This is a genomic window from Neisseria sp. P0006.S009, assembly GCF_051962915.1.
In the GTDB taxonomy this organism is placed as follows: domain Bacteria; phylum Pseudomonadota; class Gammaproteobacteria; order Burkholderiales; family Neisseriaceae; genus Neisseria; species Neisseria subflava_E.
This window is the reverse complement of the sequence record NZ_JBQCUV010000004.1, coordinates 235444-253669: the sequence shown is the minus strand read 5'-3', so window position 1 is coordinate 253669 and position 18226 is coordinate 235444. Positions and strand designations below refer to the sequence as shown.

Below are 18226 nucleotides of genomic sequence, written 5' to 3'. Positions count from 1 at the left end.
CATAAACTCCTTCTCAAGTAAACAAAAGAACGGATGTGTGCCTTTACTACCTAATTTTGTTTCTTTATTAAAATTTTAGAACTATTATACTAACTTAGCAAGGGATTAAAGAACAGGCCGTCTGAACATTCAGACGGCCTTGATTAAGCTCAAATTTTAAGAAGCCAAAACGCGGTGGAACAAAATCTCATTTTCCAAATGGATATGGTCTTTCAAATCGTCCACCATCTCTTTGGCCAAAGTGTACAAACGGGTCCAGCTGCCGCAAGCGCCTTCGGGAAGCTCAAAATTATTGGTCAATTCTTCCAAGCGCGCGATGGCCTGATCGTGGTCTTCGTGTTCATGCATCATCACGCTGATGGGCATGGCTGCGCCGCGACCCACACCCTGATTAATCATCGGGAACAACATGCGTTCCTCTTTCATCATGTGCATCAACAGCTCGTTTTGCATATAGGCCAACAAATCAGGCACTTCGGCAGGGAAAGTGTCGGCATGAACCTGCGCCACTTTTTGCGCCAGCGGAACCAACTCTTCAAACTGGGCGCGGTGGACATTGTGGTAACGCTGCAAAATATGGTCAATGGTGGAATTGAAAGGTGCGGTTTCCCAAACGGTAAAGTCGGTCATGGCTGTGTTCCTTTAAAGATTGATATTGGATGAATGTTAGACATAAGGATACACGCTGCAAACGGCTTTGTATAGTTTTTTAATTGCTTAATTAATTGATAATAAAAGTTATTTTCAAATTTAAAATAACAAACAGGCCGCCTGAAACATAAGGCTAACGTTTCAGACAGCCTACCCTTTTCTTAAATAATCCAACGATATAACGCAATCATCACCGGCATAGTTACCACACAAAGTAAGGTCGTCAGCCCATAAATCGCGCTGGCTTTTTGGGCATTTTTGCCGTAAACAACCGCCATTTGGGTAACTGTCGAAGCGGCAGGCGAAGTCGTTGCCAAAAAGCTGATCAAAACAACCGTATCCGCATGCGCATCATGATGGGCAAAACCACAGACTTTGACGGCAAAAAGCAATAATATCGGAATCAAAATCAACCTTAAAAAAGCAACGAGATAAAGCCTCGGTGTCCACACAATCGAACGCAACGGCAAAGAGGCCAGCAGCATGCCCGCCACCAACATGGCAACTGGGCCAATCATACTGCCCACCGTCGCCAAAGTATTATCGACAATATGAGGCAGCTTGATTTGAAAGGCAAACATCAGCAGCCCGACCAACATGGATAAGATGTTGATATTGGTAAAAATGGTTTTCCAAGCCACATTGCCTCGACCGCAAATCAACAGGCGCAGATGCGTCCAAAACAAAAACGTCTGCACCATGATAAAACCGCTGGTGTAAATCACCCATTCCGGCCCAAAGACCGACATTACCAAAGGGATAATCAGGTTGCCCGAATTGCTGTACACCGTCGCTGCGTGTTCGAGCGCATCGAGTTTGAACAAGTGTTTAAACAACCTGCCCAAAACAATCAACACCACATGGAAAAACACTGCCAGCATGACGGAAAGCTTCAGCCCTTCGATAATCTGCGGCATATTGTCCATCTGAAAAGCATGAATCATGACGGACGGGCTGATCAGGTAAAGCGCGATGACCGAGAGCGTATAGCTGTTTTCCGATTTCAACAGCCCTGCCTTCACCAAGGCCACGCCCATCAAAACAATCAACGTCAGCTCGGTAATTTTTCCGGCAAGCAGGAAAGAGGTTTCCATAATAAAAAAGCGGCAAAAACATTGATTTTACGCTTCTACCGCTTGGCATGCCAAATTCAGACGGCCTGAAGCCTTTTTCCAACAACCCGACATAATTTGCCCTACCGCAAAGCAAATCAATATAAATCTGTCCGTATATCCGCTATAATCAGCCATTTTCTTCAAACAGGAAACATCATGTCCCCCAGCCGTTTCAATCAAACGGGCCCCAAAATCGGCCTGAGCGTACGCCTTGCAGAAACCCAAGCTGAAATCGAAGCCGCCCAAAGATTGCGCTATCAGGTTTTTGCCCAAGAACTGGGGGCGGAAATCGAAAGCGATGACGGCCGCGATGTCGATCCTTATGATGAGCATTGCCACCACCTGCTCGCGTTTGACGATGCAACCGGCGAGGTAATCGGCTGTTACCGCCTGATTACCGAAGAAACCGCAAAAAAAGTCGGCGGCTGGTACAGCGAGCATGAATTCGACCTTGAGCCTTTAAAAGATATCCTGCCGCAAACCGTCGAACTCGGCCGCGCCTGTACCCACCCGGACTACCGCAACGGCGGTTTGGTCATGCTGTTGTGGACCGGTTTGGTCAAATTCATGAAAGACGAAAACCTGCGCTTTATGATTGGTTGCGGCAGTATCGAAATGCGCGACGGCGGCAACGATGCGGCCGGTCTGTATCATGCTTTGAAAGACAAATACCTCGCTCCGGAACAATGGCGCGTCAAACCGCTCAACCCGCTCAAATGGGACAGCATCACGCCGTCTGAAAATCCGCCCGTACCTGCCCTGATCAAAGGCTATCTCAAAGCAGGCGCGTGGTTCTGCGGCGAGCCTTGCGTCGATGAAGCATTCAACTGCGCGGATGTGCTGATCATGATGGACATCAACCACCTTTCCGACCGCTACTTGCAGCGTTTTGCCCCTAAAACCGATTCATAATAAAAGGCCGTCTGAAACTTCAGACGGCCTGCCTAATCTTTATAAAAAAACACACACAATGACCGCCAAAATCCGTTTTATCTTCCGTCTTCTCTGCATTGCCGGCTGCCTTTTGTACGGCATGGCCGAAATGTTTTTTCTGTTTCCCTTTTACAGCAGCAAACGCAAACTGCGCGCGATTCAATTATGGTCGCTGCGCGTGCTCGCTTCCTGCGGCATGAAACTGCAAACTTTCGGCACGCCGCCGCAAGAAGGCCGCGGCCAAATGCTTATCAGCAACCATATTTCATGGTTAGACATTATGGCGGTCAACGGCGCATTTCCCGGCCGTTTCGTGGCTAAAGACGATGTGGCCAAATGGCCGGTGGTCGGTTATCTCGCCACGCAGGCACAAACGGTTTACGTCTCGCGCAACCGCGGCATCAAAGGCAACTCCGCCAAAATCGCAGGCGTGACCGAAGCACTGAAAAACGGCGATACTGTTACCATTTTCCCCGAAGGCACCAGTACCGAAGGCCGTGAAATCCTGCCGTTCAAACCCAGCTTTTTTCAGACGGCCTATGATGCAGGCGTACCGATTATTCCTGCACTCTGCCGCTATCCGAATCCGGACGGCAGCAGCCCCAATCCGCACACTGCCTACTACGGCGACATCAGCCTCTGGCAATCCATCTGCATGGTCATCAGCCAACCTTCCAGCACGGTCGAGCTGCATTTCCTCGATCCGATTGAAGCGGGAGAAGACCGCTACGCTACCGCGCTTCACGTACACGCCCTGTTGAGCGAAAAGCAAAAACAGTTGGGCTGATCAAACAAAAGGCCGTCTGAATGTTCAGACGGCCTTTTCCATTATCTTATGTCTTAAGATGAATATTGCACCGAATCGCTACCGCTTTTCTTTTGAATAAATTCAATTTTGTAGCCATCCGGATCTTCAACAAACGCAATCACAGTCGTGCCGTGTTTCATCGGGCCTGCTTCGCGTACCACTTTGCCGCCCATCTCTTTGACACGTTCACACGCCGCATAAGCATCATCGACTTCAATCGCGATATGGCCGTAAGCATTGCCCAAGTCATAAGACTCGGTATCCCAGTTGTGGGTCAGTTCCAAAACAGTATGGTCCGCCTCATCACCATAACCAACAAAAGCCAAAGTAAAACGGCCTTCAGGATAATCGCGGCGGCGCAGCAGTTGCATATTCAATACGTTTTGATAGAAATTCAAAGAGCGTTCGAGATTGCCGACACGCAGCATAGTATGAAGCAAGCGCATGATATTGTTCCTTTCTGAATTATGTTTGGTCATGGATTATAACACATCGGGCACCATCCTCTTCAGCCTCAAAATACCGACACTGAAACTGCATAAAAATGAAGCACACACCCTGCCGTCATTTGAATTTCATGTATTAACAAGCACACCGACTGACTAAATTGCTATAATCGCCACAATTACAACACAACACTTCAAACTGTCATGAAAACCTTTGTTCTTCCAGATACCCGCCCTTATCCGCAGAGCCCTATCAAAAACTACCTTCTGCTCAATGCCTATCAGCTGGCGCACAACTCCTCCTCCGCATCACGCAAGCTTTCGGCCGGCCAACTGCAAACCGAAATCCGCACCATGCTCAGCCAAAACCATTACATCAACCTTTCATTGGCGATGACCATGGCGCCCGATGTCGGCACTTACACCAGCCTGATTCAAAGCGTGGGCGAAGTCCTGAAGGCAGAAAACGATAACGAAGCCCAATGGTTTGCCCTGCCTGTCGTTTTGGTCGCCGGTTGCAAAAAAGAACAAACCCTGCCGCTCACGCTGCCTACCGAAGCCCTCTTCGCCTGCCTGCAAAACTACCCCAACCTGCGTGCCCTCACGCAAAACACGCAATGGCTGCCTTACCTCGTCCAATCTACCGACTTGAGCAGCGTTACCCCGGGCGAATGGTTCCAAGCCAAGCAAAACGATGAAGCGGCAGGCGCATTCCTGCAAAAATTCGAATACAAACCATTGACGCTGCCCGAAGGTCAATCCGTCCATGTTGTTTACGCGCTGGGCTACGGCAATAAAGACATTCAGACTGCCTTGGGCCTTAACCTGCAACAGGCAGGCCTGCCATTGATGCAGGTTTGGCAAGAGCATCTCGCCCTCGACGGCGTTACCCTCTTTACCAACCCGCTCTCGCCCAATACGCCGCTTGACGCACTGACCGACGGCAGCCACACCCGCCAACGCATGGCCATGGACGTTTTTGCCACCAACGCTATCCGCGCCATCCGTATGCAAAGCCCGCGCGTCGGCGTTGTTGCCGCAGCGAAAGCGGACGGCAAGCTCCAGTTCAGCTTCAACGCGACAGACAGCGCGTTTGAAATTGTTCCACAGACCTTCACTTGGGAGCTGGCTTCAACCGACAATATCGCCATCGTTCAGCAAAACTTCCTCGACCTGATGGCAGAATGCCGAATCGAGCACCTCTATCTGCTGCACAACCCATTGGGCGAAAACGAGAACATCCCTACTTATGCCCAAGCGTTGAAACTGGAAGGTCATAATCCTTTCTTCAGCAATGTAAACTAAATTGAAAATGCAACACGCCAAGTCCGTCTGAAAACGGTTTAGCGTGTTGCATTGATTTTCAAACCTTACCGCTCATTTTCACGCATATGAAAACCCACAAAATCCTTTTCGTCTGCCTCGGCAACATCTGCCGCTCCCCCATGGCCGAATACGTCCTGCGCCACCGCGCCCGCGAAGCAGGCATGGGCAATGCCGTCATTACTGCCAGCGCAGGCACATCAGGTTGGCACGACGGAGAAGACATGCACGAAGGCACGCGCCGCGCGCTCAAGCAACACGGCATCGACCCGTCAGGCTTTACCAGCAGCAAAATCAAACCCAGCGATGCCGAGCATTTCGACTACATCATCGTGATGGACGACAACAACCTCAGAGAAACTGAAAAGCAGCTCGGTTTCCACCCCGGCAAAATCTTCAAACTGACCGACCTTATCCCCGATTCAGGTTACAACCACGTTCCCGATCCGTGGTACACAGGCGACTTTGACGAAACCTACCGTCTGGTCGATGCCGGCAGTTTGGCCTTGTTGGAAAAATTGAAACAGGCTTAAACCGGCTTGAACAATAAAAGGCCGTCTGAACAGGTATCTCAAAAGCCATGCTTTCGTGATTACCTGTTCAGACGGCCTTTATCTATGACCGCAATCAACCTACGCGATAAAACGCCAGACTGCCCAATAAATTCGGCAGATGTTTGACCTGTCGGTTGCCCGTCATGACCGCACGCTCAAGCACACGGATTTTATTTTTGGCACACAATAAATCGAAGTCTTTGAGGGTACACCAATGGATATTGGGCGTATCGTACCAATGATACGGCATCCGCTCGGAAACCGGCATATGGCCGCCAACGGCGATTTGAAAACGGTTGCGCCAGTAGCCGAAATTAGGGAAGCTGACAATAGCCTGCTTGGCCACGCGCATCAGGCAGCGCAGGATTTTTTCCGTGTTCTGCATCGCCTGAATGGTTTGGCTCAAGACAATCACATCAAAACTTTGATCGCCAAAAGCCACCAAACCTTCTTCCAAGTCGGCCTGAATGACATTCACGCCACGGGATATGGCGGCAATCACGCTGTCGGTATCTATTTCAACGCCGTAGCCGGTGCAATTTTTATGTTCCACCAACGCAGCCAACAGCTCGCCGTCGCCGCAGCCTAAATCAAGTACGCGGCTGCCTTCGGGTATCCAATCGTAAATGAGTTGCAAATCGTCGCGCAGATTCATTTTTGGCAGTCCTTGTAAACGTTGTTCATATAAGCGGCAACCGCGCGGATATAGGCTTCGTCTTCCATCAAGAAGGCATCGTGGCCGTGATTGGATTTGACTTCAATGTATTGCACGGATTTTTGCGCGGCGATTAATGCCTTGACCAATTCATGCGAACGTTGTGGCGAGAAGCGCCAGTCGGTGCTGAAGCTGGCAACGAAGAATTTGGCCTGTACATTCTCCACAGCGCGCGTGAGGTTGTGGCCGTAATCGGCGGCCGGGTCAAAATAGTCGAGTGCCTTGGTCATCAGAAGATAAGTGTTGGCATCAAAGCGACCAACAAACTTGTCGCCTTGATAGCGAAGATAAGATTCCACTTCAAACTCAACGCCGTAACCATACTGATAACCGTCTGATTTTAAATCGCGGCCGAATTTTTTACCCAAGCCGTCTTCGGCAAGATAGGTAATGTGTCCCATCATGCGCGCGATACGCAAACCGCGTGAAGGAACGGTATGATGGCTGCGGTAATTGCCTTCATGGAAATCGGGATCGGTCAAAATCGCCTGACGGGCAACATCGTTAAACGCGATGTTTTGAGTGGAAAGTTTAGGCGCAGAAGCGATAACGAGCGCGTGGGCAACGCGTTCAGGCAAAGAAATCGTCCATTGCAATGCCTGCATGCCGCCCAAGCTGCCGCCGACAATGGCCGCCCACTTTTGAATACCGAGATAATCGGCAAGCATGGATTGGGACTTCACCCAGTCTTTGACGGTTACAACCGGAAAATCCGCGCCATATTCGTGGCCGGTTTCAGGATTTTCGGACAAAGGGCCGGTACTGCCGTCGCAGCCGCCCAAGTTGTTCAAACCGACCACAAAAAAGTGTTCGGTATCGATGGGTTTGCCGGGGCCGACCATATTGTCCCACCAGCCGGCGTATTTATCCTCCGCACTGTGCTTGCCGGCAACGTGATGATTGCCTGACAGGGCGTGGCAGATAAGGACGGCATTGCTTTTGTCGGCATTGAGTGTGCCGTAGGTTTCAATCATCAGGTCGAAACGAGGTAAGGTTTTGCCGTTTTCCAGAGCAAGCGGTGTGTCAAACGGGATTTTCTGGGGCGTTACAATGCCCACTGAGGCATTTGTTGTCATTTGTAATTTCCAAGTGAAGCGGCAAAAGGGGTATTATAACGTTTCGTTTTTGTTTTGTGCATGAGGCTTCAGACGGCCTGCCCTGATTAAAGGCAATATTTTTGGGAGAATGTGGAATGATAGGCAGGCTTTTGCGATTTTTTTTCTTTTGCGCCATCGCTGCATTGATTGTGAACCGTTTGTTCAGCCGCCAACAAAAGCGCACCATTCGGGAAATCGCCAAAATCAGCGCGTGGGTATTGCTGGGCGCGGCGGCGGCTACGCTGTTTTGGTATTTGATGATGCTGTTTTTCAAGCATATTCCCAATTCTTATTGAAATAAAATATAAAAGGCCGTCTGAAAACCTTAATCCAGCGTTTTCAGACGGCCTTTTGATATTCAAACTTAAAACAATTCTTCCGGAATCTTGCAAACCGGAATCGGATTGACTTTGTGCTGCATGGCTTTGTGCAATCGGGTATAGATTGCCAAAACTTCGCGCTGTCTGCCTTCAAAATCTTCAGGCTTGTGGCTGCTATACACGCTCATCGCCCATTCGAGTTCAGGATAAGATGCGCCCATTTGTTCTTCATCGGTACGTTCGGTATCCCAAAGTCCGTCCGTCGGTACGGCTTTTTGAATGTCTTCCGATACGTCCAGTTCGGCTGCTAGCGCGTACACTTGAGTTTTGGTCAAATCGGCAATCGGGCTGATGTCCACGCCGCCGTCGCCGTATTTGGTGAAGAAACCGACGCCGAAATCTTCAATTTTGTTGCCTGTCCCCGCCACCAGCAAACCATGCAGCTGGCCGTAATAATAAAGCGTCGTCATGCGCAGGCGGCTGCGTGCATTGGCAAGTGCCAGCTGTTTGTTGGGAAATTCGGTTTCACTGACGTCAACGGTATCGGCAAAAGTATCAAAAGTTTGGGTCAAATCAACGCTTTGCGCTTTTACATTCGGATAACGCTGTTTCAGACGGCCCATGTGTTCTTGCGCGCGGTTGACTTGGTCGGATTTCTGACGAATCGGCATTTCCAACAACAAAACCGACAAACCGGTTTGCGCGGCAAGTGTGGAAACCACGGCAGAATCGATGCCGCCGGATACGCCGACGACAAAACCTTTGGCACGCGCCTGCTCGGCGTAATCTTTGAGCCATTGAACAATATGGCGGATGATGGCTTGGGTTTGCATAGGGATAAATGTTCGCTTCAAATAAAACGAATGATAGCCTGATTTGCACTTGTCTGAAAGACGACAGGGTATAATGCCCTTTTTATTTCTTGCACGCACACCATGTCCAAACCCATCCTTCTGCGCTGGCTCATCATCTGCCTGATTCCGCTCGCCACCCTTTTGTGGTTTGCCCTCAACCCGCCCGAAGACAAAACGCAACACCTCATCAACGGCATCATCCTTGCTTGCGAAGCCACGTTCCTATTCAAGTTCGTCCTCGTTGACGTCATCAAACACCACCTCAAACAAGAGCCTGAATTGAAACGGCAAAGCATTTGGATGTTTATCCCGATTATTTTGCTGATTGTTTATTTGTTCCATTATTTCGGCGCATTCTGATATTTTCAGACGGCCTTGGGCATATTTTTCCATGAACACCACCCCACCTTATACCTGCTGGATTTTCTGCAACGTCATCGACAACTTCGGCGACATCGGCGTTTCATGGCGGCTGGCGCGTGTTTTGCAACGCGAACTCGGCTGGCAAGTGCATTTGTGGACAGACGACTTTCCGTCCCTTCAGGCACTCTGTCCTGACTTAGCCTCGATTCCCAATATCCATCAAGGCATCGGCATTCACGCTTGGCAAGCCGATCATGCCGAAGATACCGATACAGTCCCTACCCCCGACATCGTCATCGAAACCTTCGCCTGCGAACTGCCCGACAACGTTCAATCCATCATCCGCCGACACCGACTGCTTTGGCTCAATTGGGAATACCTCAGCGCGGAAGACAGCAACGAGAGGCTGCACTTAATGCCCTCGCCCCAAGCCGGCGGCATACAGAAATACTTTTGGTTTATGGGTTTCAGCGAAAAAAGCGGCGGCCTGCTGCGCGAATGCGATTACGCCGAATCTGCCGGATTTGATACGGAAGCCTTACGCCGACAACTCAAACTTCCCGCAAAAAATGCGCCCGAATGGCTACTTTTCGGCTATCAAAGCGATATTTGGGCAAAATGGCTGACCATGTGGCAACAGGCCTGCCAACCCATTACCTTGCTATTTGCAGGTACACAAATCATCGCCAGCCTGAAAAACAGCGGCCTAGTGCCGCAAAATGCCCTGCTTGAAGACGGCGATATGTATCAGAGCGAACACATTACCCTGATCAAAATCCCTTTTGTCCCCCAACAGGATTTCGACAAACTGCTCAACCTTGCCGACGGCGCTGTCATACGCGGTGAAGACAGCTTTGTTCGCGCCCAGCTCGCCGGAAAGCCTTTCTTTTGGCACATCTACCCGCAAGAAGAAAATATCCATCTCGACAAGCTGCACGCGTTTTGGGACAAAGCGCATCAGGTTTATCCGGATGTTGTCGCCACGGCACACCGTCGCCTTTCCGACGAACTCAACAACGGCGAAGCACTCAGCGACAGCCAACGCCTGCAGGCATGGCAAACCCTGACGGCACATCAAAACGAATGGCGGCAAAGCGCGGCAAAATGGCGGGACGGACTTTTTGCTCAAAAAAGTGCCGTTGAAAAACTTGCCGCCTTTATTTCAAAGCACAAAAAAATACGCTAAAATAGCGCGTTTTATTACAACCGATTTGATTGGAAAACTACAATGAAAACAGCACAAGAACTGCGCGCCGGCAACGTATTCATGGTTGGCAACGACCCTATGGTTGTTCAAAAAACCGAATATATCAAAGGTGGTCGCTCTTCCGCCAAAGTCAGCATGAAACTGAAAAACCTGCTGACCGGTGCCGCTTCTGAAAGCATTTACAAAGCCGACGACAAATTCGACGTCGTAATCTTGGCCCGCAAAAACTGTACTTACAGCTACTTTGCCGACCCAATGTACGTCTTCATGGACGAAGAATTCAACCAATACGAAATCGAAGCCGACAACATCGGCGACGCGTTGAAATTCATCGTTGACGGCATGGAAGACGTATGTGAAGTCACTTTCTACGAAGGCAACCCAATCTCCGTAGAATTGCCTACCATCATCGTTCGCGAAGTTGAATACACCGAGCCTGCCGTTAAAGGCGATACCTCCGGTAAAGTAATGAAAACCGCACGTCTGGTTGGCGGCACCGAAATCCAAGTGATGTCTTACATCGAAAACGGCGACAAAGTCGAAATCGATACCCGTACCGGCGAATTCCGCAAACGTGCTTAATCAGCCCGTAACACAAAAAGGCCGTCTGAACATTCAAACGGCCTTTTTATCAATCTACCTTATTGTTTCTTCAAGCCCTTGGCTGCAACAGTCGCAATCGTACCGTCAATGCCTTTGCTCTTAATCAGCTCGCCAAATTGGTTGCGGTATACCGTTACCAAGCTGGTACCGTCCACGCGGATGTTGTAAATCTTATACGCACCGCCACTTTGGTAAAGCTGGTAGGCCACTTCATACTTAGTGCCTTTTTTGGTCTGAATTTCTGAGAAAACGTCAAACTTATTGCCGTTTTCCGTCATCTTCGGCAACAGGCGCACATTCGCATCTGCCGCGCCAATTAACGCGGAATGCGAGTACATCGCAATGACCATGTCTTTGAATGCACGGATAAAATCGGTTTTCTGTTTAGCAGAAAATTCACGCCATGGCGCACCAACCGCCAAAGCCGAAATACGCTCATAATCCAGATAACGGTTGGCATACTGCTCAACCTGTTTCACACGTTGCGCCTCTGTCAAAGACGTGTTACGTGCAATTTTCAACACGGCATCAATGTTCTGCTGCATCTGTTTTTGCGCCGGATGCGTTTCCGCCGCCACATAAGGCGCGGCAATTACCATCGGTGCGGCCACAATCAAAGTCTGAAGAAAACGGTTCATGACGATATCCATCCAAAATAAAACCGCATTGTAAAAACAATCTATTCCAAAAAACTTAATTCTTTGTAAAAGCAGTCATGAGCAATGAAAAATCCTGCAATCAAATTTCAGACGGCCTGATAAAAATAAGATAACATGTGAACGCTATTTTAAAAGGAAAAAGCTATGCCCTATGTCAACATCAAAGTAACCGGCGGCAGCGAAGCCCCGAATGCAGAGCAAAAAGCCGAATTAATCCGAGGCGTCACCGAATTACTCACTCGCGTTCTCAACAAAAACCCTGAGACGACCGTCGTCGTCATCGACGAAATCGATATGGACAACTGGGGCATAGGCGGCAAAAGCGTGACGGTTCGCCGTTCCGAAGCGCGCAATAAGTAAGCCTTGGCCGTCTGAAGCTCTTTTAATTTACCCACAAAAAGAGTACATTTATCCCATTGTTAACAATTTTACGGAACACACATCATGGAGAAATTCCCTAAATCATCCAAACTGGATCACGTTTGCTACGATATTCGCGGCCCAGTTCACAAAAAAGCCCTGCAACTGGAAGAAGAAGGCAACAAAATCCTCAAACTCAATATCGGCAATCCGGCTCCGTTCGGCTTTGAAGCGCCTGATGAAATCTTGGTTGACGTCATCCGCAACCTGCCGACTTCACAAGGCTATTGCGACTCCAAAGGCCTTTACTCCGCACGCAAAGCCATCGTTCACTATTACCAAACCAAAGGACTGCTCGACGTTACCGTCAACGATGTTTACATCGGCAACGGCGTCTCCGAATTGATTACCATGTCCATGCAGGCGCTGCTCAACGACGGCGACGAAATCCTGATTCCTGCACCAGACTATCCTTTGTGGACCGCCGCCGCGACACTGGCAGGCGGTACCGTCCGCCATTATCTATGCGACGAAGAAAACAACTGGTTCCCCAACCTGGCCGATATAGAAGCCAAAATTACACCGAAAACCAAAGCCATCGTCATCATCAATCCCAACAACCCTACCGGCGCGGTGTACAGCAAAGAAATCCTGCTCGAAATCGCCGAATTAGCGCGCAAACACGGCCTGATTATTTTCGCCGACGAAATTTACGACAAAATTCTTTACGATGGTGCCGTACACCATCACATTGCCGCCCTCGCCCCCGACTTACTGACCATTACGTTTAACGGCCTCTCCAAAGCCTACCGCGTGGCCGGTTTCCGCCAAGGCTGGATGGTACTCAACGGCCCGAAACATCATGCCAAGGGCTATATCGAAGGCCTCGACATGCTCTCGTCTATGCGCCTTTGTGCCACCACACCCATGCAACACGCCATTCAGACGGCCTTGGGCGGATACCAAAGCATCAACGAATTCCTCCTCCCCGGCGGCCGCCTGCTCGAGCAACGCAACAAAGCATGGGAACTGGTCAACCAGATTCCGGGCATATCCTGCGTCAAACCCATGGGCGCATTGTATATGTTCCCCAAAATCGATACCGAAATGTACGGCATTCATGACGACATGAAATTCATCTACGACTTACTCGTGCGTGAAAAAGTCTTGTTCGTACAAGGCACAGGCTTTAACTGGATACGCCCCGACCACTTCCGTATCGTTACCCTGCCGCCCGTTCATCAAATCGAAGAAGCCATGGACAAACTCAAACGCTTCTTGCAAAACTACCATCAATAAACCTAAACAAAGAGGCCGTCTGAAAAAGCAAACCGCTGTTCAGACGGCCTTTTTAATCAAACAGCAACTTGGCAAAGCCTGTTGACATGCGTATAATCAACTTTTCCTATCTGGGGGCGATCTTGGTTTCGACGGGGGTTGCAAAGCAGATGCGGGCATACCGGGGTCTCAGATTTCCCGTTAAACACTGAATCAAAATAGTCGCAAACGACGAAACTTACGCACTGGCCGCTTAAGGCCTGCCGTTGCAGCAGTTGGTCAATGGGCTGTGTAGCGCAAGCTACCGCAACGTCATTCTACATTGACTGGTTTTCTGTCGGGTTACTTGGCAGGAAACGAGATTTAAGGTAACTGGTTCTCTGAAGGCCTGTTGGTCGGCATGATGGGAACGAGATTCTAAATAGACACAACTAAGTATGTAGAACGCTCTGTAGAGGACTTTCGGACGGGGGTTCGATTCCCCCCGCCTCCACCAGATTTAAAGCGCAAACTTTTGATTTAAAAAGGTTTGCGCTTTTTTATAAACTTAAACAGATCGTCTGAAACTTTTCAGACGGCCTGTTTTTGTCTCAAATATCTGAGTGAAAAAACTTTTTCTTTCGATACATTGCCAATAGTGCTTTGCTTTAAAAAAGATTTCAGCCTTACATTTTTCTATCGGATTTCATATTCATTTTACGATGCGGTCTAACCGTTACACTCAATGGAAGATGATCTGATAAATACTGCCAGTCTTTACTGTTGTGGATTTCAGAATCGATGACATCAAGATTGCGCGTGTAAATGCGGTCGAGACTGAGGATGGGCAGGCGCGAAGGGAAGGTTTTGGGGCGTTTGCCTGTATTATCGACAAATACTTCGTTCAAATCTAATGCCCTGCCCAGCTCATGGGCTGATTTCTGCCGCCAGTCATTGAAATCACCGGCGATAATCAAGGGGCTGTCAGAGTTGATATGGCGGTCAACATAGTTGCTGATGGCGCGGTATTGTTTAAGGCGGTCAGGCTCGCGCAGATTGAGGTGGACGCACAGACACACCAGCGGATCTTCCCAACCTTCGGGCACGACTTCGCAATGCAACAGGCCGCGCTGTTCGAGTTTATTGACGCTGATGTTGAGGTTGTTTTCCGTTTTCAGCGGTAGGCGGCTGAGAATGGCGTTGCCGTGGTGTCGTTTGGGATAGACGGCATTTTTGCCGTAGCTGCGATGATAATCGAGGCTGTCGCCGATGATGTCGTAATGCGGCGCATCGGGAAAGTCGGTACGGCGGCTTCTGTTGAGATGTTGTCCTTGGACTTCTTGTAAAAACAAAACGTCCGAACCCAATGCACCCAGCGCGTCAGCCATGCGGTTGACCTGCACTTTGCGGTTGAGCGCAGACATGCCTTTGTGCATATTGTAGGAAGTAATGGTAACTGGACGGGGAGACATGATGTGTGATGAAGCGGTTTATTTGTTTCAGTATAACACCGGAGCGTGTGGTTTTACGGCAATTTTGGTTATACTTGTTTAAAGAATAAAACGGCGTTTTGACAGGGAATTTCCCAATCAAAACGCCTTCCAAATAGAAGTGTACTCCACATTATCTCATCATTCAATTTAATAACAACCAATATTTATTCGACTACAACCAATCATTATCAAGCAATATGAACTACAAAAACAGTATAACTTGCATTAGACTCTTTTACATAGTAGGTTCATCAAACTTCTTGCGAATCATTTTGATATCATTTTTTACCAGATTCAGATATTGATTCTTTTTCATCCGCACATACGAAGGATGATAGGTCGGCATAATAAAATGGCAAATATCTTTCTCACATTTCCACTCACCTCTCAACTTAGTAATTCCAACTTTATCCAATACTGATTTGCATGCAGAATTACCAAGCAAAACTATTATCTTTGGTTCTATCAGTCTAATGAACTTCAAAATATACGGGCGGTAATATTCAATCACTTTAGTACTTGGCCGACCGAACTTTTTTCCATTTTTACCTGGTGGCATGCGAAACACCGCGTTAATAATATATATATCCTGGTCTAGTTTAAATTTCTCACTCTCCAACATCTCGTCTAGCAGAATACCAGCAGGACCTCTAAAAGGTTCTCCCTCTTCGTTTTCTATTGGTCCAGGAGCTTCACCGATAATTAACAACTTTGCTTTTGAATTTCCACGACTGATAACAAGCTTGTTACCCGTATATTCTAAGGGATCACCACGCATATTTTTAATTTCATCAATTAACCCTTCAATAAGATCCTCCTTTTCTTCAGATAACATCTAATGTCTCCATTCCAAGTCAGTTGTTGATTACTTCAACATTGGTCTCAAAAGTAACGGTATGTTGGTATTTAGATGCAGTTTTACGTTTCGGATAAGGATATTTGGAAACGCTTTTCACTGCGCGTTCGTCCATTTCAGGATTGCCGCTGGATTGAATGATATTCACGCGGTCAACATTGCCGGCAGGAGTTGTGAAGACATCCATCAAAACGGTTTTAACGCTGCCGTTTTGCGCTTTCATGGCTTCCAGAGTTTCGGTATCGGCTGCTTGTGCTGTACCGAATACAGCGGCAAACAACAGGGCTGAGGCGAGGAGTTTAGTCGTTTTCATGTTTTAGTCCTTATTAGGGTTGTGGTTAGGTTAAATATTTCAGACGGCCTGATTCGTCGTTATTTGAAATTCAAAATCGGCCAACCTTTTGCTTTGGCTTCTTTTTCCAGCTCGGCATCCGGATTGACGGCGACAGGTTCATCCACGATACGAAGCAGCGGCAAGTCGTTTTTGGAGTCGCTGTAAAAATAAACCTTACCGTAGCTTTCAAAGGTCTCGCCTCGCTCGGCAAGCCATTGGTTCAATCGGGTAATTTTGCCTTCTTTCAGGCTGGGCATACCGACATAGTTGCCGGTATATCGGCCGTCTTCGCCGGTTTCAAGCTGTGTGCCGATAATGTTGTGAATACCAAAAAGATGGCAGATTGGGGTAATGATGAATTCGTTGGTCGAAGAAATAACCAGCATTTCGTCGCCCGCCATTTGATGGCTTTGCACCAGCATACGCTGCATCGGAGAAATATGCGGAACAATATATTCGGCCATAAACTCGCGATGAAACTCAGCCAATTCCTCCTTGCTGAAACGGGCTAAAGGCGCGAGATGGAATTTGAGGAAGGCATCGATATCAAGACAACCGTTTTGATAGTCTTGGTAGAACTTTTCATTTTGCGCCTCGGTTTCAGCCGCATCGACTATGCCTTTTTTAATCAGGTATTGCGGCCAGGAGTGATCCGAATCGGTATTGATTAAGGTGTTGTCGAGGTCGAAAATGGCAAGGTTTTTCATTGGGTTTCCTGTTGTTTTAAAAGCTGGCGCAAAAGCGGCAAAGTAATACGCTTGCCCATCATAACGGCGTAGTTGTCAAGGGTATCGAGCATTTGCATCAGACTGTCCATATCGCGCCGCCAATGGTTCAGCAGGTATTCGAAGATTTCCGGATCGATGGTTACCTGACGGGCGGCCGCCATGCTGACGAGCGCATTGATTTTTTCCCGGTCGGTCAGCGGTTTGACTTCGTAAACCAAGCAATACGCCATGCGTGTGCGCAGGTCTTCGCGGATAACGAGCTGTTGCGGCGTATATTCGGAACTCAAAAGCAAAAAGCCTTTGCCGCTGTTGCGGAAGCGGTTGAAGATGGCAAACAGTAAAGCCTGTTCTTCATTATTGAGCTTTTCGATTTGGTCAATGGCGAGATATTCTGCATCCAACGCGGCTTCTGTCAGCGGCGTGGCGGCGGCATCAATATAGAGGGCATTTCGTCCGGCATCGAGCGCCTGTGCGACCCATGCCTGCAAGAGATGGCTTTTGCCTGCGCCCTCTTCGCCCCACACATAGATAAACTGCCCATGTTTGTGCTGCAACACATACACCAGCTCGGCATTTTCTGTTCCCAGAAATTTGTCGAAGCCGGGATAATCATGGCTGGCAAAATCGAAGATGAGCTGGTTCACAAAGGCGCACCGGTTAGGTTGAAATCGGCTTTATTTTACGTTGTTTTGCCGTCCACCATCAAGGATAAAGGCCGTCTGAAGCCTATACCTGCAACATATCTGCACTTCTAAACATATCTTGACGCGCTTACGGCATTGGTTTTATTCCGCTTTGGTTTTACAATGTCGAACTTCTCGCCGAAACATTTGTCTGTTCTTTTTCAGACGGCCTTTTTATTTGGGGAACCCTAGTGATTTCTATCCTTATTGATTTCATCCTCCATATCGACCAACACCTTGTCCACCTCTCCGCCCAATACGGCCCGTGGATTTACGCGATTTTGTTTGTTGTGATTTTCTGCGAAACCGGTTTGGTCGTAACACCATTTTTACCCGGCGACTCACTGCTGTTTGCTGCAGGCGGTATTGCGGCCATCGGCGGCATGAACATCCACGTCATGGTATTGCTGCTCTTAGCGGCCGCCATTCTAGGCGATGCGGCCAACTTTATGATTGGCAAATATTTTGGACAAAAACTGTTTGCCAATCCTGATTCCAAAATTTTCCGCCGTTCGTATTTGGAAAAAACCCATGCGTTCTATGAAAAACACGGCGGCAAAACCATCATCATTGCGCGCTTTGTGCCGATTGTGCGGACGTTTGCGCCATTTGTCGCAGGCATGGGCGATATGCACTATGGCACGTTTATCCGTTACAACATTATCGGCGCGATGTTGTGGGTATTGTCGTTTTCCTATGCAGGCTACTTCTTCGCCAATATCCCCGTCGTCAAAAACAATCTGGGCTTAGTTATGGCGGCAATCATCGTGATTTCGATTTTACCTGCGGTAGTCGAAGTCGTCCGCGCCAAACTTAACGCCAAAAAATAACAATCAATCGAAAAGTTTGAAAGTTTAAACACATCAA

Annotated in this window: 23 protein-coding genes and 1 other RNA gene; 12 read left to right on the top strand and 12 right to left on the bottom strand. The window is 48.6% G+C overall.

Going from position 1 to position 18226, the window contains the following annotated elements; all coding sequences use genetic code 11:
* Positions 1-156: 156 nt before the first annotated feature.
* Positions 157-630 carry an iron-sulfur cluster repair protein DnrN gene (gene dnrN / locus ACTHTK_RS08970; protein ID WP_107697094.1) on the bottom strand — a complete coding sequence of 158 codons (474 nt, stop codon included), beginning with the start codon at positions 628-630 and terminating at the stop codon, positions 157-159.
* A gap of 182 nt (positions 631-812) precedes the next feature.
* Complete coding sequence (locus tag ACTHTK_RS08965) at positions 813-1745, bottom strand: AEC family transporter (RefSeq protein ID WP_107723108.1); 933 nt, start codon at positions 1743-1745, stop codon at positions 813-815.
* A 177-nt stretch (positions 1746-1922) separates the two neighbouring features.
* Here ACTHTK_RS08965 and ACTHTK_RS08960 point away from each other — a divergent pair, with 177 nt between their 5' ends.
* Together ACTHTK_RS08960 and ACTHTK_RS08955 are read left to right on the top strand one after the other, a co-directional pair.
* Positions 1923-2678 carry a GNAT family N-acetyltransferase gene (locus ACTHTK_RS08960; RefSeq protein WP_070625413.1) on the top strand — a complete coding sequence of 252 codons (756 nt, stop codon included), beginning with the start codon at positions 1923-1925 and terminating at the stop codon, positions 2676-2678.
* A gap of 58 nt (positions 2679-2736) precedes the next feature.
* A complete protein-coding gene (locus tag ACTHTK_RS08955) occupies positions 2737-3486 on the top strand; it encodes a lysophospholipid acyltransferase family protein (RefSeq protein WP_049322297.1) in 750 nt (249 codons plus the stop codon).
* A gap of 53 nt (positions 3487-3539) precedes the next feature.
* On the opposite strand, the gene gloA is transcribed toward ACTHTK_RS08955, so the two are convergent.
* A complete protein-coding gene (gene gloA / locus ACTHTK_RS08950) occupies positions 3540-3953 on the bottom strand; it encodes a lactoylglutathione lyase (RefSeq protein ID WP_308881047.1) in 414 nt (137 codons plus the stop codon).
* A gap of 204 nt (positions 3954-4157) precedes the next feature.
* On the opposite strand from gloA, the gene ACTHTK_RS08945 reads away from it, so the two are divergent.
* Both ACTHTK_RS08945 and ACTHTK_RS08940 read left to right on the top strand, forming a co-directional pair.
* Entirely contained in the window at positions 4158-5258 is a 1101-nt protein-coding gene (locus ACTHTK_RS08945; protein ID WP_107723106.1) for a conjugal transfer protein, read from the top strand.
* Positions 5259-5344: 86 nt separating this feature from the next.
* Positions 5345-5809, top strand: coding sequence for a low molecular weight protein-tyrosine-phosphatase (locus tag ACTHTK_RS08940; protein WP_003685247.1), 465 nt, complete (start codon positions 5345-5347; stop codon positions 5807-5809).
* A gap of 94 nt (positions 5810-5903) precedes the next feature.
* Here ACTHTK_RS08940 and metW read toward each other — a convergent pair whose 3' ends face one another.
* Entirely contained in the window at positions 5904-6485 is a 582-nt protein-coding gene (metW, locus tag ACTHTK_RS08935; RefSeq protein WP_004519858.1) for a methionine biosynthesis protein MetW, read from the bottom strand.
* Positions 6482-7621 carry a homoserine O-succinyltransferase MetX gene (metX, locus tag ACTHTK_RS08930; protein ID WP_107723105.1) on the bottom strand — a complete coding sequence of 380 codons (1140 nt, stop codon included), beginning with the start codon at positions 7619-7621 and terminating at the stop codon, positions 6482-6484. The genes metW and metX overlap by 4 nt, the downstream gene beginning before the upstream one ends.
* Before the next feature lie 116 nt (positions 7622-7737).
* On the opposite strand from metX, the gene ACTHTK_RS08925 reads away from it, so the two are divergent.
* Entirely contained in the window at positions 7738-7938 is a 201-nt protein-coding gene (locus ACTHTK_RS08925; protein WP_003747144.1) for a protein MIGRI, read from the top strand.
* Between the two features lie 68 nt (positions 7939-8006).
* Here the strand turns inward: ACTHTK_RS08925 and nadE are convergent, their stop codons facing one another.
* Positions 8007-8795: an NAD(+) synthase gene (gene nadE, locus ACTHTK_RS08920; RefSeq protein WP_107723104.1), complete on the bottom strand. Its 789-nt coding sequence runs from the start codon at positions 8793-8795 to the stop codon at positions 8007-8009.
* 102 nt (positions 8796-8897) lie between these two features.
* Between nadE and ACTHTK_RS08915 the strand changes: the two genes are divergently transcribed.
* From ACTHTK_RS08915 to efp, 3 genes are read left to right on the top strand one after another with little or no spacing between them, the layout of a single operon-like run.
* Complete coding sequence (locus ACTHTK_RS08915; RefSeq protein WP_107723103.1) at positions 8898-9176, top strand: hypothetical protein; 279 nt, start codon at positions 8898-8900, stop codon at positions 9174-9176.
* Positions 9177-9207: 31 nt separating this feature from the next.
* Positions 9208-10365: an elongation factor P maturation arginine rhamnosyltransferase EarP gene (earP, locus tag ACTHTK_RS08910; protein WP_371459090.1), complete on the top strand. Its 1158-nt coding sequence runs from the start codon at positions 9208-9210 to the stop codon at positions 10363-10365.
* Between the two features lie 42 nt (positions 10366-10407).
* Entirely contained in the window at positions 10408-10968 is a 561-nt protein-coding gene (efp, locus tag ACTHTK_RS08905) for an elongation factor P (protein WP_070608205.1), read from the top strand.
* 59 nt (positions 10969-11027) lie between these two features.
* Here efp and ACTHTK_RS08900 read toward each other — a convergent pair whose 3' ends face one another.
* Entirely contained in the window at positions 11028-11627 is a 600-nt protein-coding gene (locus ACTHTK_RS08900; protein WP_107723654.1) for an MlaC/ttg2D family ABC transporter substrate-binding protein, read from the bottom strand.
* A 165-nt stretch (positions 11628-11792) separates the two neighbouring features.
* On the opposite strand from ACTHTK_RS08900, the gene ACTHTK_RS08895 reads away from it, so the two are divergent.
* From ACTHTK_RS08895 to ssrA, 3 genes are all read left to right on the top strand, one after another.
* On the top strand, positions 11793-12008 hold the full coding sequence (locus tag ACTHTK_RS08895) for a tautomerase family protein (RefSeq protein WP_107723101.1): 216 nt from the start codon (positions 11793-11795) through the stop codon (positions 12006-12008).
* Between the two features lie 84 nt (positions 12009-12092).
* A complete protein-coding gene (locus tag ACTHTK_RS08890) occupies positions 12093-13307 on the top strand; it encodes a pyridoxal phosphate-dependent aminotransferase (protein ID WP_107723100.1) in 1215 nt (404 codons plus the stop codon).
* A gap of 112 nt (positions 13308-13419) precedes the next feature.
* Positions 13420-13782, top strand: a transfer-messenger RNA (tmRNA) gene (ssrA, locus tag ACTHTK_RS08885).
* 169 nt (positions 13783-13951) lie between these two features.
* On the opposite strand, the gene ACTHTK_RS08880 is transcribed toward ssrA, so the two are convergent.
* The 5 genes from ACTHTK_RS08880 to hda form a co-directional block, all read right to left on the bottom strand.
* Positions 13952-14737 (bottom strand): endonuclease/exonuclease/phosphatase family protein, encoded by a 786-nt coding sequence (locus tag ACTHTK_RS08880; RefSeq protein ID WP_107723093.1) that lies wholly within the window; start codon positions 14735-14737, stop codon positions 13952-13954.
* Between the two features lie 256 nt (positions 14738-14993).
* On the bottom strand, positions 14994-15593 hold the full coding sequence (locus ACTHTK_RS08875; RefSeq protein WP_107723092.1) for a uracil-DNA glycosylase: 600 nt from the start codon (positions 15591-15593) through the stop codon (positions 14994-14996).
* Between the two features lie 19 nt (positions 15594-15612).
* Entirely contained in the window at positions 15613-15927 is a 315-nt protein-coding gene (locus ACTHTK_RS08870) for a TonB family protein (RefSeq protein ID WP_003747161.1), read from the bottom strand.
* 59 nt (positions 15928-15986) lie between these two features.
* Positions 15987-16655 (bottom strand): HAD family hydrolase, encoded by a 669-nt coding sequence (locus ACTHTK_RS08865; protein ID WP_107723091.1) that lies wholly within the window; start codon positions 16653-16655, stop codon positions 15987-15989.
* Positions 16652-17320, bottom strand: coding sequence for a DnaA regulatory inactivator Hda (gene hda / locus ACTHTK_RS08860; protein WP_070826137.1), 669 nt, complete (start codon positions 17318-17320; stop codon positions 16652-16654). The genes ACTHTK_RS08865 and hda overlap by 4 nt, the downstream gene beginning before the upstream one ends.
* 230 nt (positions 17321-17550) lie before the next feature.
* Between hda and ACTHTK_RS08855 the strand changes: the two genes are divergently transcribed.
* Positions 17551-18189 carry a DedA family protein gene (locus tag ACTHTK_RS08855; protein ID WP_107723090.1) on the top strand — a complete coding sequence of 213 codons (639 nt, stop codon included), beginning with the start codon at positions 17551-17553 and terminating at the stop codon, positions 18187-18189.
* The last annotated feature ends 37 nt before the right edge of the window (positions 18190-18226 follow it).

What these genes read in the sequence shown, in the direction of transcription:
- ACTHTK_RS08895 (WP_107723101.1), top strand. Translation starts at nt 11,793, where the DNA reads ATGCCCTATGTCAACATCAAAGTAACCGGCGGCAGCGAAGCCCCGAAT.
- ACTHTK_RS08890 (WP_107723100.1), top strand. Translation starts at nt 12,093, where the DNA reads ATGGAGAAATTCCCTAAATCATCCAAACTGGATCACGTTTGCTACGAT.
- ACTHTK_RS08915 (WP_107723103.1), top strand. Translation starts at nt 8,898, where the DNA reads ATGTCCAAACCCATCCTTCTGCGCTGGCTCATCATCTGCCTGATTCCG.
- ACTHTK_RS08945 (WP_107723106.1), top strand. Translation starts at nt 4,158, where the DNA reads ATGAAAACCTTTGTTCTTCCAGATACCCGCCCTTATCCGCAGAGCCCT.
- efp (WP_070608205.1), top strand. Translation starts at nt 10,408, where the DNA reads ATGAAAACAGCACAAGAACTGCGCGCCGGCAACGTATTCATGGTTGGC.
- ACTHTK_RS08900 (WP_107723654.1), bottom strand. Translation starts at nt 11,627, where the DNA reads ATGAACCGTTTTCTTCAGACTTTGATTGTGGCCGCACCGATGGTAATT.
- ACTHTK_RS08870 (WP_003747161.1), bottom strand. Translation starts at nt 15,927, where the DNA reads ATGAAAACGACTAAACTCCTCGCCTCAGCCCTGTTGTTTGCCGCTGTA.
- ACTHTK_RS08865 (WP_107723091.1), bottom strand. Translation starts at nt 16,655, where the DNA reads ATGAAAAACCTTGCCATTTTCGACCTCGACAACACCTTAATCAATACC.
- ACTHTK_RS08960 (WP_070625413.1), top strand. Translation starts at nt 1,923, where the DNA reads ATGTCCCCCAGCCGTTTCAATCAAACGGGCCCCAAAATCGGCCTGAGC.
- ACTHTK_RS08940 (WP_003685247.1), top strand. Translation starts at nt 5,345, where the DNA reads ATGAAAACCCACAAAATCCTTTTCGTCTGCCTCGGCAACATCTGCCGC.
- dnrN (WP_107697094.1), bottom strand. Translation starts at nt 630, where the DNA reads ATGACCGACTTTACCGTTTGGGAAACCGCACCTTTCAATTCCACCATT.
- ACTHTK_RS08955 (WP_049322297.1), top strand. Translation starts at nt 2,737, where the DNA reads ATGACCGCCAAAATCCGTTTTATCTTCCGTCTTCTCTGCATTGCCGGC.
- ACTHTK_RS08880 (WP_107723093.1), bottom strand. Translation starts at nt 14,737, where the DNA reads ATGTCTCCCCGTCCAGTTACCATTACTTCCTACAATATGCACAAAGGC.
- ACTHTK_RS08925 (WP_003747144.1), top strand. Translation starts at nt 7,738, where the DNA reads ATGATAGGCAGGCTTTTGCGATTTTTTTTCTTTTGCGCCATCGCTGCA.
- ACTHTK_RS08965 (WP_107723108.1), bottom strand. Translation starts at nt 1,745, where the DNA reads ATGGAAACCTCTTTCCTGCTTGCCGGAAAAATTACCGAGCTGACGTTG.
- ACTHTK_RS08875 (WP_107723092.1), bottom strand. Translation starts at nt 15,593, where the DNA reads ATGTTATCTGAAGAAAAGGAGGATCTTATTGAAGGGTTAATTGATGAA.
- earP (WP_371459090.1), top strand. Translation starts at nt 9,208, where the DNA reads ATGAACACCACCCCACCTTATACCTGCTGGATTTTCTGCAACGTCATC.
- nadE (WP_107723104.1), bottom strand. Translation starts at nt 8,795, where the DNA reads ATGCAAACCCAAGCCATCATCCGCCATATTGTTCAATGGCTCAAAGAT.
- gloA (WP_308881047.1), bottom strand. Translation starts at nt 3,953, where the DNA reads ATGCGCTTGCTTCATACTATGCTGCGTGTCGGCAATCTCGAACGCTCT.
- metW (WP_004519858.1), bottom strand. Translation starts at nt 6,485, where the DNA reads ATGAATCTGCGCGACGATTTGCAACTCATTTACGATTGGATACCCGAA.
- metX (WP_107723105.1), bottom strand. Translation starts at nt 7,621, where the DNA reads ATGACAACAAATGCCTCAGTGGGCATTGTAACGCCCCAGAAAATCCCG.